16 protein-coding genes are annotated in these 17,499 nt (G+C 65.0%); 6 read left to right on the forward strand and 10 right to left on the reverse strand.

The features are described 5' to 3' along the window. The first annotated feature begins 279 nt into the window (after window positions 1-279). Window positions 280-1,779, forward strand: coding sequence for a SulP family inorganic anion transporter (locus ACSYDW_RS06335; RefSeq protein ID WP_438337863.1), 1,500 nt, complete (start codon window positions 280-282; stop codon window positions 1,777-1,779). Between the two features lie 51 nt (window positions 1,780-1,830). Continuing rightward, entirely contained in the window at window positions 1,831-2,274 is a 444-nt protein-coding gene (locus ACSYDW_RS06340) for a pyrimidine dimer DNA glycosylase/endonuclease V (protein ID WP_438337864.1), read from the forward strand. Here ACSYDW_RS06340 and ACSYDW_RS06345 read toward each other — a convergent pair. The 3 genes from ACSYDW_RS06345 to adh form a co-directional block, all read right to left on the reverse strand. Continuing rightward, entirely contained in the window at window positions 2,271-2,693 is a 423-nt protein-coding gene (locus ACSYDW_RS06345) for a DUF779 domain-containing protein (RefSeq protein WP_438337865.1), read from the reverse strand. The two genes, ACSYDW_RS06340 and ACSYDW_RS06345, sit on opposite strands and share 4 nt — an antisense overlap. A 130-nt stretch (window positions 2,694-2,823) precedes the next feature. Further along, the gene (gene adhP, locus ACSYDW_RS06350; protein ID WP_438337866.1) at window positions 2,824-3,855 is read right to left on the reverse strand and encodes an alcohol dehydrogenase AdhP; all 1,032 of its coding nucleotides are present in this window, start codon (window positions 3,853-3,855) and stop codon (window positions 2,824-2,826) included. Window positions 3,856-4,034: 179 nt separating this feature from the next. Then, window positions 4,035-5,558 carry an aldehyde dehydrogenase gene (gene adh / locus ACSYDW_RS06355; RefSeq protein WP_438337867.1) on the reverse strand — a complete coding sequence of 508 codons (1,524 nt, stop codon included), beginning with the start codon at window positions 5,556-5,558 and terminating at the stop codon, window positions 4,035-4,037. A 279-nt stretch (window positions 5,559-5,837) separates the two neighbouring features. Between adh and ACSYDW_RS06360 the strand changes: the two genes are divergently transcribed. Then, on the forward strand, window positions 5,838-6,503 hold the full coding sequence (locus tag ACSYDW_RS06360; protein WP_438337868.1) for a GAP family protein: 666 nt from the start codon (window positions 5,838-5,840) through the stop codon (window positions 6,501-6,503). Between the two features lie 232 nt (window positions 6,504-6,735). Further along, window positions 6,736-9,039 carry an arylsulfatase gene (locus ACSYDW_RS06365; RefSeq protein WP_438337869.1) on the forward strand — a complete coding sequence of 768 codons (2,304 nt, stop codon included), beginning with the start codon at window positions 6,736-6,738 and terminating at the stop codon, window positions 9,037-9,039. A 111-nt stretch (window positions 9,040-9,150) separates the two neighbouring features. Here ACSYDW_RS06365 and ACSYDW_RS06370 read toward each other — a convergent pair whose 3' ends face one another. Continuing rightward, window positions 9,151-10,479, reverse strand: a complete 1,329-nt coding sequence (locus ACSYDW_RS06370) for a GAF domain-containing protein (protein ID WP_438337870.1) — start codon at window positions 10,477-10,479, stop codon at window positions 9,151-9,153. Window positions 10,480-10,675: 196 nt separating this feature from the next. Here ACSYDW_RS06370 and ACSYDW_RS06375 point away from each other — a divergent pair, with 196 nt between their 5' ends. Next, entirely contained in the window at window positions 10,676-11,098 is a 423-nt protein-coding gene (locus ACSYDW_RS06375; RefSeq protein WP_438337871.1) for a VOC family protein, read from the forward strand. Window positions 11,099-11,250: 152 nt separating this feature from the next. Here the strand turns inward: ACSYDW_RS06375 and ACSYDW_RS06380 are convergent, their stop codons facing one another. The 5 genes from ACSYDW_RS06380 to ACSYDW_RS06400 all read right to left on the reverse strand — a co-directional run bounded on the left by ACSYDW_RS06380 (window position 11,251) and on the right by ACSYDW_RS06400 (window position 15,015). Next, window positions 11,251-11,418: a hypothetical protein gene (locus ACSYDW_RS06380; protein ID WP_438337872.1), complete on the reverse strand. Its 168-nt coding sequence runs from the start codon at window positions 11,416-11,418 to the stop codon at window positions 11,251-11,253. 96 nt (window positions 11,419-11,514) lie between these two features. After that, the gene (locus tag ACSYDW_RS06385; RefSeq protein WP_438337873.1) at window positions 11,515-12,270 is read right to left on the reverse strand and encodes a type 1 glutamine amidotransferase; all 756 of its coding nucleotides are present in this window, start codon (window positions 12,268-12,270) and stop codon (window positions 11,515-11,517) included. Between the two features lies 1 nt (window position 12,271). Next, the gene (locus tag ACSYDW_RS06390; protein WP_438337874.1) at window positions 12,272-13,015 is read right to left on the reverse strand and encodes an amino acid ABC transporter ATP-binding protein; all 744 of its coding nucleotides are present in this window, start codon (window positions 13,013-13,015) and stop codon (window positions 12,272-12,274) included. Between the two features lie 3 nt (window positions 13,016-13,018). Beyond that, window positions 13,019-14,137 (reverse strand): amino acid ABC transporter permease, encoded by a 1,119-nt coding sequence (locus ACSYDW_RS06395; protein ID WP_438337875.1) that lies wholly within the window; start codon window positions 14,135-14,137, stop codon window positions 13,019-13,021. Then, on the reverse strand, window positions 14,137-15,015 hold the full coding sequence (locus tag ACSYDW_RS06400; RefSeq protein ID WP_438337876.1) for an ABC transporter substrate-binding protein: 879 nt from the start codon (window positions 15,013-15,015) through the stop codon (window positions 14,137-14,139). The genes ACSYDW_RS06395 and ACSYDW_RS06400 overlap by 1 nt, the downstream gene beginning before the upstream one ends. A gap of 110 nt (window positions 15,016-15,125) precedes the next feature. On the opposite strand from ACSYDW_RS06400, the gene ACSYDW_RS06405 reads away from it, so the two are divergent. Beyond that, window positions 15,126-16,181, forward strand: coding sequence for a LacI family DNA-binding transcriptional regulator (locus tag ACSYDW_RS06405; protein ID WP_438337877.1), 1,056 nt, complete (start codon window positions 15,126-15,128; stop codon window positions 16,179-16,181). Window positions 16,182-16,199: 18 nt separating this feature from the next. Here the strand turns inward: ACSYDW_RS06405 and ACSYDW_RS06410 are convergent, their stop codons facing one another. After that, the gene (locus ACSYDW_RS06410) at window positions 16,200-17,480 is read right to left on the reverse strand and encodes a carboxylate--amine ligase (RefSeq protein ID WP_438337878.1); all 1,281 of its coding nucleotides are present in this window, start codon (window positions 17,478-17,480) and stop codon (window positions 16,200-16,202) included. Window positions 17,481-17,499 lie beyond the last annotated feature (19 nt).

Raw genomic sequence — 17,499 nt, forward strand, 5'->3', positions numbered from 1 at the left:
TTCTCCTGGTGCCGATGCACGTTCCCCCCGTGCGGGAACCCGGATGCGTTCCGGCATCCCGCGGGGACTGCGCCCGCACCATGCGGCATCGGGCGAATTGCACCCCCATCCTAAGCGACACGCCGGCGTTTCAACATGGTTCGGCGGGTTCCGTCCGGCATGCGGAACCACCCGCGGGGCAACCCGTTCCCCGTAGACTGGGCGTGGTCCCCGCGGCTCCTCCCGGCCCCGTTCCGGGCCCCTCCCCCGTGCCGCACCGAATCCCGAACGGACGCCCCCATGCCTTCCCCGAGCACCACAGCACCGACCCCCGAGCAGCGCCAGTCGGTGCTGCTCACGCTGCGCCGGCCCCGGCTGCTGGGCATCGAGGTCCTGGGCGGCCTGGTGGTGGCGCTCGCGCTGATCCCGGAGGCCATTGCGTTTTCCGTCATCGCCGGGGTGGACCCCCGGGTGGGCCTGTTCTCCGCGTTCACCATGGCCGTGACCATTGCGTTCACCGGCGGGCGCCCCGCGATGATCTCCGCCGCCACCGGCGCCGTCGCCCTGGTCATCGCCCCGCTGGTGGCAAGCCACGGCATCCACTACCTGGTGGCCGCCATCCTGCTGGCCGGGGTGTTCCAGGTGCTGCTGGCGGTGCTCGGCGTCGCCAGGCTCATGCGCTTCATCCCGCGCCAGGTCATGGTCGGGTTCGTGAACGCGCTGGCGATCCTGGTGTTCATCGCCCAGCTGCCCGAGCTGGTGGGGGTCCCGTGGCTTGTCTACCCGCTGCTGGCCCTGGCGTTGGCCATCATCTTCGGGCTGCCGAGGCTCACCACCGCTGTCCCCGCGCCGCTGGTGGCGATCGTGGTGCTCACGCTCCTCACGGTGCTCAGCGGCGCCGTGGTCCCCACCGTCGGGGACAAGGGGGCGCTGCCGGACAGCCTGCCCACGCTGTTCCTGCCGCAGGTCCCGCTCAACCTCGAGACCCTCCGGGTCATCGCCCCCTATGCGCTGGCCGTGGCGTTCGTGGGGCTGCTGGAATCCCTGATGACGGCAAAGCTCGTGGACGACGTGACGGACACCCGCTCGAACAAGACCCGCGAGGCCTGGGGCCAGGGCATCGCGAACCTTGTCACGGGGCTCTTCGGCGGCATGGGCGGTTGCGCGATGATCGGCCAGACCATGGTGAACGTGAAGGGCTCGGGCGCCCGGACGCGCATCTCCACGTTCCTGGCCGGCGTCTTCCTGCTGGTGCTCGTGGTGGTGTTCGGCGACGTCGTCTCGCTGATCCCGATGGCCGCGCTAGTGGCAGTGATGATCTTCGTGTCGGTGGCGACCTTCGACTGGCACGGCATCCGACCCTCCACGCTGCGCCGCATGCCCAAGAGCGAAACAGCGGTCATGGTCATCACCGTGGTGGCAACCGTCCTCTCCCACAACCTGGCGGTCGGCGTGGGCCTGGGCGTGCTGTCCGCGATGGTGCTCTTCGCCCGGCGGGTCGCCCACGTGGCCACGGTGGAGCGCCGGGTGGATCCGGACGGGGACTACGTCACCTACACGATCCACGGCGAGCTGTTCTTCGCCTCCTCCAACGACCTCTACACGCAGTTCGAGTACGCGCTGGACCCGGCACACGTGGTGATCGACATGGGTGCCTCCCACCTGTGGGACGTCTCGGCGATCGCCGCGCTGGAGGCCGTCACGGCGAAGTACGAGGGCCGCGGCGCGAAGGTCGAGATCGTCGGGCTGAACGAGGCAAGTGCCGCCATGCACGAACGCATCGCCGGGCACCTGGGCTGATCCGGCCGCGGACGTCCGGGCGTTCCGGGCCGTCCCGCTAGGCTGGGTGGCATGCGACTGTGGAGCCTGCACCCGCGATACCTGGACACCAAGGGCCTGCTGGCCTGCTGGCGCGAGACGCTGCTGGCCCAGAAGGTGCTGGACGGGAAGACCTCCGGCTACAGGAACCACCCGCAACTTGAACGCTTCAGGTCCGCCGACGACCCGCTCGCGAGCGTCGGCAGCTACCTGGACCAGCTGGCGCTCGAAGCCGATGCGCGCGGCTACAACTTCAACCGGGGCCTCATCCTGCGCCCGCCGGCCGGGAGCGAGGTGCCCCCGCGGACCGTGGCCGCCGGACAGGTGGCCTACGAGCGCGAACACCTGCTGGCCAAGCTGGCCGTGCGCGACCCGCAACGCCGTGGACTGCTGGCCGCCGCGGACCCGCCGAACCTGCATCCGCTCTTCGTGGCGGTTCCCGGCGGCATCGAGTCCTGGGAGCGGCCCGCCGGCTAGCTACGGCCGGCCGACGGGAACTCGATGATCTCGCTGCGGATCAGGAAGCGCTTGCCCTCCGGGGCCTCCACGGAGAAACCCGACCCGCGCCCGGTAACCACGTCGATGGTCAGCTTGGTGTGCTTCCAGTACTCGAACTGCTCCTTGCTCATCCAGAAATCCAGGGTTCCCAGGGTGCCGGAACCGGCGTCGGGCAGCGTGAAGACGCCCAGCAGGATGTCCGAGTCCCCGGTCCTGAATTCGCCGGCCGGGAAGCACATGGGCGACGATCCGTCGCAGCAGCCGCCGGACTGGTGGAACATCAGCGGCCCGTGCCGGTGCCACAGCAGGCGCAGCAGGTCCGCGGCTTCCTCGGTCATCGCCACCCGGGAGAAGTTCTCCCCCGCAATGGCCGCCCTGGATTCGATGACGGTGTCCATCGCATGTTCCCTTCCGTCCGCCGCGGCGGAACGTCCGGCCGGGGCAGCGGGGCCCGGCACCGCTCCATGACGGTGGTGCCGGGCCCCGCTGCCGGCCTGGTTGGCCTGGCCCGCATTCAGGCCAAGTGTCCTACTTTTGCCCGACGTAGTCGATGACCACGCGGCCGTCGATCTTCGCGTGGGCCATCTCGTCGAAGACGGCGTTCATGTCCTCCAGCGGGCGGGTGTGGAAGGTCGGCTTGATCTTGCCCACCGCGTAGAAGTCCAGCGCCTCGATCATGTCCTGGCGGGTGCCGACGATCGAGCCGCGGATGGTCAGGCCCTTGAGCACGATGTCGAAGATCGGCGCCGGGAACTCGCCCGGGGGCAGGCCGTTGAACACAATGGTCCCGCCGCGCCGGGTCATGCCGATGGCCTGCCCGAACGCCGCCGGGTGCACGGCCGTGACAAGCACGCCGTGGGCGCCGCCCGTAGCCTCCTGGATGGCCTGTGCGGGGTCCTCGGCGAAGGCGTTGACAGTGACCTCGGCGCCGTGGGTGCGGGCCAGGTCCAGTTTCTCGTCGGCGACGTCGACGGCAGCGACGCGCATGCCCATCGCCACCGCATACTGCACGGCGATGTGGCCCAGGCCGCCGATGCCGGAGATGACGACCCACTGGCCCGGCTTCACCTCCGTCTGCTTCAGCCCCTTGTAGACCGTCACGCCGGCGCAGAGCACCGGGGCTATCTCGTACGGGTCCGCCCCCTCGGGGATGTGGGCGGCGAACTTCGCGTCGACAAGCATGTACTCGCCGAAGGAGCCGTTGACCGAGTAGCCGCCGTTCTGCTGGGATTCGCAGAGGGTTTCCCAGCCGGTGCGGCAGAATTCGCAGTTGCCGCAGGCGCTGGCCAGCCAGGCGTTGCCCACCAGGTCGCCGATTCCCACCTCGGTGACGCCCTCCCCGACCTTTACCACGTGGCCCACGCCCTCGTGGCCCGGGATCAGCGGGAGGGTCGGCTTGACCGGCCAGTCGCCGTGCGCGGCGTGCAGGTCCGTGTGGCAGACGCCGGAGGCGATGACCTTGACCAGTGCCTGGCCGGGGCCCGGCTCCGGGATCGGCGCGGTGCCGATTTCAAGGTCTTCGCCGAACGTGTTGACGATGGCTGCTCGCATGGTGCCCATATGGATGTTCCTTTGCTCGAGTCGTTGTCGGTTTGCGGGCGCGCCGGAGGAAGCGTCGTCGCGCCTGCGGCGCGCCCGGTGGTGCATGGGGGTGTTGGTGGAAAGTGGGTGGTGCTCCCCCGGGACGCCGACAAGCAAGGGATGAGGTTGACGGCCTGCGCCCCGGGGAAAATTTCGGGTTAGAAGAAACCGAGCTTGTCCTCGGAGTAGGAGACCAGCAGGTTCTTTGTCTGCTGGTAGTGGTCCAGCATCATCTTGTGGTTCTCGCGTCCGATGCCCGAGGACTTGTAGCCGCCGAACGCGGAGTGCGCCGGGTAGGCGTGGTACTGGTTGACCCAGACGCGGCCGGCCTGGATGTCGCGGCCCGCGCGGTAGGCGGTGTTGCCGTTGCGGCTCCACACGCCCGAGCCCAGCCCGTAGAGGGTGTCGTTGGCGATCTCGATGGCATCGGCGTAGTCGGAGAAGCGCGCCACCGAGACGACGGGGCCGAAGATCTCCTCCTGGAAGATGCGCATCTTGTTGTGGCCCTCGAAGATGGTCGGCTGCACGTAGAAGCCGCCCTCGAGGTCCCCGCCGAGCTCCGCGCGGCCGCCGCCGGTGAGCACCTTGGCGCCCTCGGCCTTGCCGATGTCCAGGTAGGAGAGGATCTTCTCCAGCTGGTCGTTGGAGGCCTGCGCGCCCATCATGGTGTCGGTGTCCAGCGGGTTGCCCTGCTTGATGGCCTCGGTGCGCTTGATGACATCCGGCAGGAAGGTGTCGTAGATGGAGTCCTGCACCAGGGCGCGCGAGGGGCAGGTGCAGACCTCGCCCTGGTTCAGCGCGAACATGGTGAAGCCCTCCTGGGCCTTGTCGTAGAAGGCGTCGTCCTTGGCGGCGATGTCCTCGAAGAAGATGTTCGGGGACTTTCCGCCGAGCTCCAGGGTGACGGGGATGAGGTTCTCGGAGGCGTACTGCATGATCAGGCGGCCGGTGGTGGTTTCGCCGGTGAAAGCGATCTTGCGGATGCGCTTGTTGGAGGCCAGCGGCTTGCCGGCCTCCACACCAAAGCCGTTGACGATGTTGACGACGCCGGCAGGCAGCAGGTCCCCGATGAGCTCGAAGAGCACCAGGATGGAGACCGGGGTCTGCTCGGCCGGCTTCAGGACGACGGCGTTTCCCGCCGCGAGGGCCGGGGCGAGCTTCCACACGGCCATCAGGATCGGGAAGTTCCACGGGATGATCTGCCCGACCACGCCGAGCGGCTCGTGGAAGTGGTACGAGGTGGTGTTGTCGTCCAGCTGCGAGAGGCCGCCCTCCTGGGCGCGGATCGCACCGGCGAAGTAGCGGAAGTGGTCGATGGCCAGCGGGAGGTCGGCGTTGATGGTCTCGCGTACCGCCTTGCCGTTGTCCCAGGTTTCGGCGACGGCGAGCATTTCGAGGTTTTCCTCGATGCGGTCCGCGATCTTGTTCAGGATCACCGCGCGGGCGGCCGGACTGGTCTTGCCCCACGGGCCCGCGGCTGCCTCGGCGGCGTCGAGTGCGGCCTCGATGTCCTCGGCGGTGCCGCGGCCCACCTCGCAGAACCCCTTGCCGGTGACCGGGGTGACGTTTTCGAAATACTGCCCCTTGATCGGGGCTACCCACTGCCCGCCGATGTAGTGGTCATAGCGGGTCTTGAAGTTTACGAGGGATCCTTCGGTGTTCGGGCTTGCGTAGACAGTCATGGTGTCTCCTTGGATTTCGAGGGTTTTTCGCTACCATATGTGAGCCTACTCACACCAAGGTTGCGGCAACGTTGCATGCGCCCCTGGGCAACGTTGCAACCCCCACGGACAGTGTTTGGCGGTCCCGGAGCAGGGCACCGGCGGTCCCGGCGGGCGTCATTGCCCCGAGTTCTTCCCGTCGTCCAAAGCCGCTTTAACGTGCAGATTGTGTTCAAATTCCCTTGGGAGTCCTTCAGAAGAGCCCACGTCACGACAACCATCGAAAGCGAAGTGCCGCGCATGCTCACCGCAATCGGCGAATTCCTGCCCCTCGCCCTGGGCATGGCGCTCAGCCCGCTACCGCTGATCGCCATCGTCTTTCTGGTGCTCTCACCCAACGGGACGGCACGCAGCCTGGGATTCATGGCAGGGCGGCTTTTCGGGATAGCACTGGTGCTCACCGTCATGACGGTCGCGGCAGAGGCCCTGCCGGAGTCGCGGGAGGCCACGGTGTTTGGAGGCCTGTTGAAAATCGGACTCGGCCTGGGGCTCGTCCTTGTGGCCCTGCTGAAGTGGCGCAAGCGGCCCACGGGGGATACCGAACCCCAATCGCCCGGCTGGATGTCGAGCCTGGAGACAGCATCCGCACCGCGCGCCTTCGGCATGGCCCTCATGGTGACCGCCCTGAACCCGAAGGAATTGGCCTTCACCCTGGGTGCCGCGATCTCCATCGGCGCCGCCCACCAACAACCGGGGGCCATCGTCGCCCTCGCACTGATTTACACGGCACTGTCCGGTACCAGCGTCATGGCCCCTGTCATTTTGCACCTGGTCTCCCCCGGCCGCGCCCGGAGCACCTTGGGTTCGATTCAGGCGTGGCTGTTGCGACACCAGTCGACGCTGGTTGGCGCGGTTCTGCTGGCACTGGGCGTCGTCCTGGTCAGCGACGGCCTGAGCTACCTATGACCCCATTCTCCGCAACCTGGCAGCTGCCCGCCGCGGTTACCGCACTCACGGCCAGGGAGCCCTGCAGGGCTGTCCTCTTCGAAGCTCACCGACCAGGCTCTGACATGGAATGATTCGCACCGTCCACCACCCCTGGCAATTGCCCCCGCTCACAACCGAGTGGTCGCTGACCAGACTTGAGTAAATCCAAACTCACGGGATAACTTGTGAGTATCTTTGGGAAAGGAAGATCATGACCTCAACCGACCGAGTACTGCCGCGCCCCGACTACCACTTCCAGGGGAAAGTCGGTCGCACAGTGGCTGACTCGGATCCGGCCACCCTTCCTCAACCTGTACGGGCACCCGCCGACTCTCCGAACATCGTGGTGGTGATCCTCGACGACGTAGGATTCGGCCAGTTCGGCACCTTCGGCGGCGCTGTTCCTACCCCTGCCCTCGATACCTTGGCGGAGCAGGGGCTTCGCTACAACCGCTTCCACACCACAGCCATCTGTTCCCCTACGCGGGCGGCCCTGCTCACAGGGCGGAACCACCATGTTGCCGGCTTTGGTGGTGTCGCAGAATCCGCATCCGGATACGACGGCTACATTGCGACGATCCCCAAACGAACCGGCATGGTCGCCGAGGTCCTGCGGCAGAACGGCTATGCAACCTCGTGGTTCGGTAAGAACCACAACACGCCCCCGTGGGAGCTGACTCCGCGCGGGCCGTTCGGCAACTGGCCCAGCGCCTGGGGATTCGACTACTTCTATGGCTTTAACGGTGGCCAGACCAGCCAGTTTGACCCGATGCTCTTTGAGAACCACAGCCTCGTCCCGCGTTCAAGCGACCCCGACTACCACCTCACTTCCGATCTTGTGGACCATGCGATTTCGTGGGTTGACGACGTACAGGCAATCCCGGATAGCCCGTACTTCCTCTACCTCGCGCCCGGCGCCACTCATGCACCTCACCAGGCTCCGCCTGAGTGGATCGAGCCATTCCGCGGGCAGTTCGATGAGGGTTGGGATGTCTATCGCGAACAGACGTTTGAACGGCAGAAGAATCTCGGCGTTATTCCTCAAGACGCCTTGCTTACCCCACGTCCGGACGAAGTCCCGGCATGGGATTCACTGTCGGAAGACCAGAAATTGGTCGCGACCCGGATGATGGAAACCTTCGCCGGGTTCACGGCTCACACCGACCACGAGGTGGGCCGCTTCCTCGATGCCCTTCGCGAGCGTCCGGGCTGGGACAACACCTTGGTCTTCTACCTTGTAGGCGACAACGGAGCCAGCGCTGAGGGCGGCCTCGAAGGTACCATCGACGAAGTTAGCTACTACAACGGCATCGGTTTGCCTTTGGAAACCACCCTTGAACACCTCGATGAGCTGGGCACTCGCACGCTTCACAACCACTATCCGGTGGCTTGGGCATGGGCTATGAACACGCCTTTCCAGTGGACCAAACAGGTTGCGTCCCACTTCGGTGGTACCCGCAATCCAATGGTCGTCTCTTGGCCAGCACGCATCAGCGACAGCGGTGCCTTGCGCCAGCAATTCCACCACGTGGTCGACATCGCGCCGACTATCTACGAGGCCACCGGAATCACACCACCAGATACTCTCAATGGCGTTGAACAAGAACCCATCGAAGGTATGAGCATGCTCTATAGCTTCGACGACATCGAAGCTGCCGAACGTCGAAAGACCCAGTACTTTGAAATCTACGCGAATCGGGCAATTTACCACGAAGGTTGGGTGGCGGCCGCAATAGCCAACGTACCGTGGGTTCAACATGCCGAGACGGTCGATGTGGATGAAATTCCGTGGGAACTCTACAACATCGACGAGGACTTTTCCGAGGCAAACAACCTTGCCGAGCAGTTCCCTGAGAAGTTGAAGGAACTGCAGGATCTGTGGTGGTCGGAAGCCAAACGAAACAACGTACTTCCGGTAGATGCCCGTTCCATGGTCGAACGAATCGTTCCAGAACAATTCCCAAATCCATCGAAGGGCCACAGCTCCATCACTTACCGGGCCGGCGCCGGTGGCATTACGGAAGGTGCAGCGCCGACGATGACCAATACATCTTTTGCGCTCACTGCCAACGTTGTCCTGAACGACGCCAAAACCGAGGGAATGCTCTTCACGATCGGTGGATACACCGCGGGACTGGCGTTGTACGTCCAAGATGGAAGGCTGGTTTTCAGCTACAACTTCTTCACGACTCGCACCCGTTTCGTCACCGAAGATCTGCTCCCGCTGGGGGACCGTGTACTCCGTGCCGAGTTTGACTACGACGGCGGCGGAATCGGGAAGGGCGCCGAAGTTCGGTTGTACTGCGATGGACATCAGGTCGGCGGTGGACGCCTGGAACGCACGGTCCCCGTGGCCTACTCTTCCTTCGACGGCATCGATGTGGGCATAGACCGCGGGTCGCCCGTTGATTTCACCTACGAGCTCCCCTTCGAGTTCACTGGAACGCTGCGGCACCTGACGGTGGATCTGGTCGGCAGCCCGCTCGTCGACGCATTCAACCGAGTCCAGCAATAACGGAGGCTGGATCAGTCAACAGGAAAGGTGGTTGTCGCGGGTTTTACCGCGAGAACCACCTTTCCTCTTGCCGCAAGGAGTGTCCACCCGCAAGCGAATCCGGTTCTGCGCCTATCTGGCCCGCAGGGCTGCCGGTCGCCCGGCCAATTCGATACGTTCCAGTGCGGCGACTATCCCTGCCCGGTGAGGCGATCGGGCAGCCAGTACCTGCAGTGTTGTGCCCAGCAATTCCTCATCGTCATGCGTTTCGGGCGACTGCAGGAAACGCATGAGTTGCGTCTCGGTACCGTCTTGCAACATGGCCTGTCGCAAGACTCCATAAACTTCGGCACGGATCTCCTCGACGCCTGGGGCGTTCGAGCGTTCAAGCACCGGCCCGCCGTAGTGCTCCAATGCCGCATCGAGATCTCCGGCCTCGATCGCATCGAGCATCTCGCGTGCATCGTTCGGCGGCGTTTGCGCCAACCGGTATGGCCGCGACAGCGGTATCAAGGAGGAATCGAACCCCGCCAAGACCTTGCGCAGCCGAACAAGTTCGGCGCGAAGAGTGCCCAGGTCCGCGGCATCCGGATTTGCGTGGAGCAGGTCCACCATTTCTTCGCCGTTGAGTCCACGTGGATGCCAACTCAGCAGCGTGAGCAATTCTGCGTGCCGCGTGCTGAGTTCAAGCCGTTGCCCCCCGCGCACCAGGACGGGTCCGTTCGGCGGCATCAACCTGAGCGACGATTCGATCCCCGGCGTTTGGCGCCGTTCGGGTACGGGGAAGGTTGCGCGTGGGTTTACTTTCCCGTCGTTGTATTGCCAGCGCAGCTCGGATTCGGCTGCGGCGACAGCCGCCTTGAGCAGGGCCAACGAATACGGGGCCACGGCGCTTTCTCCGCCGGTCAGGTCGACCACGCCGATGACTTCACCCGTTCCCGGCGCGTGGATCGGCACCGCCGAACAGCTCCATTGGTGTGCTATCGAGTTGAAGTGCTCGGCGCCCGAGACCTGCACCCCGGCGCCGGTGGCCAAGGCCGTGCCGGGGGCCGAGGTTCCCACAGTCCGTTCGGACCAATCTGCGCCCGGGACAAAGGCCATGGCCTCGGCCTGCCGCAGCACCTGCTGGTCACCCTTAACCCAGAGCAGGCGGCCGGACCTGTCACCGATGGCCAGGATCAGCCCGGTGTCGCGGGCGGGATCCAGGAGCAGCTTGTCGAAGACCGGGAGCACCAGCCGCAACGGCGAATCGCTGCGCAGTTGGTGCAGTTCCGCATCCGGCAGGACGGTGTGCTCGTTGGAGATGGCGTTGGCCTGGAACCCGATCGACCGGAGCCAGGAATCGCGGACGACGTCGCGCAGCTGGAGCACCGAGCTTCGAAGGTCAGTCGCACCGAGGATCTCATGGGCCTTTAGCGCCCGCCGCTGGTGCGACGGCGAAGCCGGTGAAGTCAGAGGCATTCTCTACCTTTCGAGGCAGGGCTCATGGCGGTGACTAAGAGAGGCGGGCTGCACGTCTCCATCGAAATGCTTAATTCAGCTTAGGCGAGATCCAAATCCTTTTGAACCCTTTGCACCTGTGTCCCCGCATGCAACAGTTGGTCTCGGGCCGACAGATGCCCGGCCCGGCAAACACCCGAAGAAAAGGACGCGCCGCATGGACCGCATGGTTTTCATCAATCTACCGACAAAGGATCTTGAAGCTTCGGATGCCTTCTATTCAGGGTTGGGCTTCAAGAAGAACGACGATTTTTCCAACGAGGTGGCCAGCGCGTGGATGATCACGGAAACCAGCTGGATCATGGTGCTTAAGACCGAGTTCTACGAATCCTTCCTGCGCAACGGCGACAAGCCCGCCTACGGGGCCGGAGGGCGCGAAGTGCTCAATGCGCTGAGCGGCGAGAGCCGCGCCGAGGTCGACGAATTCGCCAGGCTTGCCTTGGCACACGGGGGCACAATCTACCGGGAAGCCGCCGAGGAGTTCCCGGGCATGTACTCGGTGGCGTTCCTGGATCCTGACGGCCACGAGTGGGAAGTCGGATGGATGGACATGTCGGCCCTAGGCGCCGACAAGGAGTAGCGCAAGGGGAACCCATCCCCGCGCGGCAGAAATGGTTCGTGCTGCCTGCCCGTGAGACAACGGTGAAGCACCCGTGAAGCAACGGTGCGCCGGTGGGATCCATGACTTAGGATCCCACCGGCGCACCCTGGCGTCCGAGGCTTTCGGCGCCCTCAGAAATCGCAGGCTTCGTTGGAGCAACCCGCGTCCCGCGGAGACCAGTGGGCCTCGCCCTCGCCGCGGTCCTCCCACACAATATGCCGGTGCTGTCCGCAGCTTTCGCAGGCAGGGGCCATGTAGGTGGCCTTCTGTGCATCCGTGTACAGCTTGTACTCGCCCATGGCGTCTCCTTCGGGTTCCCGAGTGCGGTAGCAACACTCTACGCCGGGGCATCGGGCGAACTCTAGGGTCCCGTCCGGCTCCGGGGAGCAGTTCAGCTAGGCAAGGACCCGGGAGTTTTCCCTGACCACGTCGATCCAGCGGTTCGTGACAAGCGACCAGCGGCTCTTCAGGCTGGGCTCCAGGTCTTCGAAGCGCTCGATGATCTCCGTTTCGGGATCGATCTGCAGCTCGGCAAGCCGTTCGACGCTCTCGTCGCACCACTGCCGCGCGGTGCGGGTCACCGCTTCCATGTGGAACTGCACGCCCCAGGCATTCGGACCGACCTTGAACGCCTGGTTTGCGCAAGCCTCGCTGGAACACAGGGACACGGAGCCAGCGGGAAGGGAGACCACCTCAAGCCAGTGCCACTGGAGCGCCGACAGGTCCCCGTCCAGCCCGCCGAGCAGTTCGTCCCGGCGCCCCGCCTCGGTCAGCTGCATTTCCACCACACCGACCTCCGGGCCGGACTCCATGGTTTCCACGTTTCCGCCCGCGACATGTGCCAGCATCTGGGCCCCCAGGCAGATCCCGAGGTACGGCGTCCGTTCCTCCAGTGCCTGTGCAATAAGTTCCCGCACCCCGGGCAGCCACGGGGCCAGTTCGTCTTCCATGGGCCCGGGCGACCCGCCAAGCACCACCAGCCCGTCGAACCCGTCGAGAGAGCCAGGTACCCGGACGCCGATCTCCGGCCCGACCACGGTGTAATCGACGCCTGCTGCCGTAAGCTGCTCTCCGACCAGCGCGGCGTCGGCCGTGCGTTCGTGCTCGACGACGAGGACCCGCAATCCTGCATCTTCGTTGTTCGGTTCCACCTCAGAGCCTTCCCGCCGCGACGATCTTCTGGAGAAACTCTTGGGTTCGTTCCTCCTGCGGGTCGCCGAAGATCTGCTCCGGCGCACCGATTTCCAGCACGCGGCCCTCGTGGAGGAACGCGACGCGGTTCGAGACCTCGCGTGCAAAGGACATTTCGTGGGTGGCCATGAGGATGGTCAGGCCCTCCTGCGCCAGCTCGCGCACGATGTTCAGGACCTCGGCCACCAGTTCCGGGTCAAGCGCGGAGGTGATCTCGTCCAGCAGCAGCACCTCGGGGTTCATGGCCAAAGCGCGCACGATTGCCACGCGCTGCTGCTGCCCGCCGGAGAGCTGGTCGGGGAATGCACCGGCCTTGTGGTCGAGTCCCACCCGCCTGAGCAACGCCATCGCGCGTTCCTCTGCCTCGGCCGGGGCAACGCCGAGGACCTTCGTGGGCGAGAGGGTGACGTTCTGGAGGACCGTCATGTGGGGGAAGAGGTTGAAGCTCTGGAAAACGATCCCGACCTTTTGCCTCAACGCGTTGACGTTGACGCCCTCGCCGGAAACGACGTCGCCCTCCAGACGGATGTCCCCGCCGTTTATCGGCTCCAGTGCGTTGACGGTGCGCAGCAGCGTCGACTTGCCGCAGCCGGAGGCCCCGATGAGGCAGAGAACCTCGTGCTTTTCAACGTGCAAGTCGATGCCGCGCAGGACAGTGTTCGATCCGTAGGACTTTGTCACGTTGTTCAGTTCAAGAAATGACATGTTTTAGCCTTGTAGCCTTTGCTTCTTCTCGTCGTTCTCCAGCAGCCGGTCCACGAACCTGGTCTGCGGAATCGTGATCAGGATGAACAGGAGTGCCACGACGGTAACCGAGGAGAGGTTGAAGTAGTTGCTCGCGTACGTCTTGGCTTGCGTGAATGCGTCGACGGTTCCGATGATGGTCACCAGTGCGGTGTCCTTTTGCAGGCCGATGAAGTCGTTGAGCAGGGGCGGGGAAACACGGCGGAACGCCTGTGGCACCACCACGTAGCGCATCGTCTTGCCGTAGCTGAGCCCCAGGGAGCGTGCGGCCGAGACCTGGGACCAGTGGATGCTGGAGATCCCGGCCCGGTAGACCTCCGCGACATAGGCGCTGTAGGTCAGCGTCAGGGCGAAGATGGCCGCCCACATCGGGCTCATCTCGCTGAGGACAGGCACGTTTGCCAGCGGCAGGCCAAAGCCCACCAGGTAGATCACGATGATCGAGGGAACCGCGCGGAAGATGTCCACGTAGGTCGTGGCAAGCCAGCGGATCGGCCTGCCGGCGGCGCCCGGCGCCATGCGTGCAATCGCAATGACCAGGCCGAACACCAGCACGAAGAGCTCCGCCGTGACGGCGATGATGATGTTGTTGGTGAAGGCCTTCGCCACATCCCCCAGGCTCTGGGCCATGAAGGACACGTCGAAGAACGTGGTCTGCACCGCGTGGTTGTTGGCCAGCAGGAAGAGGACGAACACCGCGAGGATGGTGATCGGCAGCGAGGAGCCCAGCGTGACCCAACCGGAGTTCGCGGCGCGGAAGCGCAGGCGTCGGCTTCCGACGGTGTCTCCTGCCTTGAGCGCCTCCTCCCCCGCGCGGGCGTTCTTGAATCCCTTGGCGAGCGGAACGGCCGTGCCCAGCGACAGGAGCACCAGCACCACGGCCACGGCGCCCAGCACGATGGTCCACACGCCGGGGTTGGCCGCGGCGATGAGCAGGGCGCCGGTGTAGCTCGTCAGGCCCAGGGTGAGGGCGAAGACGATGGTTGCGGCAAGGAGCACCGTCTTGGTTGCGTCGGCATGTTCGCCGGCGTTCGGCTTGCCGCTGACCGGCCGAGGCGGGCGGGTGGTGAGAAGGTCCGCCATCAGAAGTTCCACACCGGGATGGTGGTCGGGTCGATGCCGTAGGCGTCCGTCAGGTAGGTCGAGCCGAGCTTCTCCAGGGTGCCGTCCTTCTTCATTTCGTCAAGCATCGCGTTGACGGCCTCGAGGTTGGCCGACCCCTTGGGCATCATGACGCCATAGGATTCGTCGGTGGGAATCTGGCCGACCACCTCAAGTGCACCCTTCGACTTGGCCGCGGCACCGAGCACGATGCTCAGGTCCTGGATTCCTGCATCGATGCGGCCGGCCGCCACGGCGGCCTGCTGCTCGGGGTCCCCCGGGAACACCGACGGCGCCTGGGCCGGCTTGAGGGTATCCGCCACAAGCATCTGGCCCACGGTTCCCTGCTTCACGCCAAGGTGCGCATTGACGAGGTCGGCCTGGGCCAGCGCGGTGCCCTTCTTGACCATGACTCCCGCCGTCGACTCGTAGTACGGCTTCGAGAAGTCCATCACCTTTGTGCGCTCGGGGGTGATGGTGATTTGGTTCAGGGTGAGGTCGAAGGACCCGGCCTTGCCGGCGACCAGGCCGTCAAAGGAGGAGTTCTGCAGCTCCAGGCCCTTGGCCCCACCGCGGTGGGCAATGTTGGCCAGCAGGCAGTAGTCGAATCCGCTCTTGATGCTCTCGACGGTGTCGCCGTTGTACCAGCCCGGGGACGGGAGGTCGGCCTTGACCGTGACGACCCCGTCCTTGATGAGTTCCAGCGGGTGGCTGCCTGCTGCACCCGTGATCTCGCAGTCCCCGAAGGGTGCGGCCTGGGCCTTCGCGGCGGGGGCTTCGGTGCCGCCCGAACCGCAGGCGGTCAAACCCATGGCCAGGGCAAGTACTCCGGCAGTGGCGACAAAGCGAGTGTGGCGCATGTGGATCCTTTCAACATTACCTAAATCGATTTAGGCGACTAGGATGGAATTGTACGATGCATCGCTAGGATTGTGTCAAGTACGTCACACAAGGGAGAGACCTCGAGCACATGCCGGATACAAAAGACTCACCCCCGCGGAACCAGGTTGTCCGCATCAAGGACGTGGCTTCGGCGGCAGGGGTTTCGCCGGCGACGGTGTCTCTCGTCTACAACAACAAGGGCGAAGTTGCCCAGGAAACGCGCAAGAAGGTCCTGGAGACCGGGCGGAATCTCGGCTACCGGGCCAACCCGCTTGGCCGAGCACTTCGCACAGGTCAGAGTCGGATTCTTGGCGTCCTTGTCAGCTACCGCGACTCCCCCGTGTGGCAGGAAACCTACCTCCCCTACTACCGCGAGATCATCGCCGACGCGGCCATCGAAGCCATGGAACACGGGTACTCCGTGGCCGCCGCCGCCCCCGGCAAGCGCGACCTCGAAGGGGCCTTCGCCAACCTCGACGGGGCGATCGTAGTCGACCCGGTTCAAGACGACGCCATCGTCGAATATTGCGCGGCCCGGGGTGTCCCGCTGGTCGCCGACGGCGGGTTTGTCGGCGAGAAGCGCGGCGAGAAGCAGATCTCCATCCGCGGCAACGTCGAGGTCTACCTCCGGGAGATCCTCGACGAGACGGCACGCCAGTTCCAGGCACGCACGGGTCGGAACCTTTCGGACATCCGGTTGTTCACCGGCTCCGTCATCGACAGGTACACCGCGGACACCGGCAGGGTTTTCACCGAGTGGTGCGGGGAAAACCGGGTCATCCCGCGTTCCACCGCGGTCACCCCGGGGGACGACGTCAACGACATCGCCCGGCGCATTCTTGCCGAAGACCGGCCCGAGGCGCTCTACTGCCTCAACGAGAGCTATTCGACAGCGGTCATCGACGCCGCGGCCGCGCTGGGACTGCGGATCCCCGAGGACGTGGTCCTCTCCTCGGCGGCCACCTCCACACAGGCCAAGCAGGATCCGCGCGTGAACTACGTCGAGTCCACGGATGAAGCCAGCCCCGGAAAGTTGGCGGTCAGGACGCTCGTCAACTTCCTGGAGACAGGGTCGGCAGAGGATTCGACCACGGAATACCGGCTGCGCCCGGCCCGCCTGGGCGCGGCCGGGCGGGAAATGTAGCCGGGGGAACCTGCGCCCCTAGGGCTGGCGCGGCGGGAACGCCTTGTACTTGCGGTAGTGGTTCACCGCGTTGAGCAGAAGGAAGAGTTGGCGCTTGGGGTGCTTCTCGGCCCTGTAGCGCAGTGGGTTGGATACCTTGCCCGCCTTGAGGAGCGCCGCGGCCTTGGCGCCGACCTCAGTTCCGAGGAAACGGCGCAGCAGCGCATGCGGGAGCACCGTGTAGAGGTGTTCGACGTTCAGGACCTTGACCCCGTGCTCGTTCGTGTCGACGATGCTCGGATCAAGGACAGTGTTGTCGAATTCGGCACCCAGGTATTCGCGCACGTAGAAGCGCGCGGCGTTGGCGCCCGCGGCGGTGAGGTAGTAGTGGTTGCGTCCCAGGCGCGGGTTGAGCTCGAAGAACTTGATGACCCCGTCCCGCGGGTCGAGTTTCGCATCGAACATCGAGAAGCCCGTCCAGCCCAGGTGTTCGAGCAGGCGGCGACCGTGCTCGATGACTGTGTCATCGACGGCCGTAACGATGGCGGCCGAATTGCCCAGCACCAGCGGAGAGTGCTCCTCAACGACGACCTCCCCATATCCGGCGAACTCGACACGGCCCTCCTGGGAGCTGAAGAAGGTGCACAGGCGCATGTTGCTGTCGCCGCCGGCGATCAGCTCCTGCAGGACGTAGCTTTCGCCGTAGCCGCTGGCCTGGATCTTGCCCAGCAGGTCGTCAAGCTCGGCGCGGCTGTTGATGGTGTGGATTTTTTGCTTGCCCTCAAATTTCGCGCTGATCCACGCCGAGGAATCCGAGGGCTTGCCGATCAGCGGGAAGGGCAGGTCCCCGGGCAGCGACGCCGGGTCGGTAGCCGGATCGTAGGCCACCGTCACCGGGTGCGGGATCCCCAGCTGCTGGCACAGTGCGTAGAAGTTCTCCTTCAGCGCCGCGGATTCCATGGTCTCGAGCTCCACGTAGGGAATCGTGAAGTAGGCCTCGAGTTCTTCGCGGCGCCGGGTGATCAGCATGACGTGCAGGTCAAGGGATCCGCACAGCAGCAGCGGGCGCGGGTTCCGGCCCTCGGAGGTCAGTTCCCGCCCCAGGGCCAGCAGGTGCGCGACGACGTTGTCCTCGTCGAGGATGCTGCCGGCCGGGCGCAAGTCCAGGGCCACGGAGTTCTCGATGATGCCGTTGCCGCCGGCCGGCACGCCGACGCTGGTGACCCCGTAGGCCTCGTGGAATTCGCGGGCCAACGAGTACGTTCCGATGTCCCCTCCAAGGATGACCGGGACGAAGGACTGTGAAACGGGAATACTCATGAGTCCAAACCTATCGCAC

This window comes from Paeniglutamicibacter selenitireducens, from assembly GCF_051550675.1.
GTDB lineage: Bacteria > Actinomycetota > Actinomycetes > Actinomycetales > Micrococcaceae > Paeniglutamicibacter.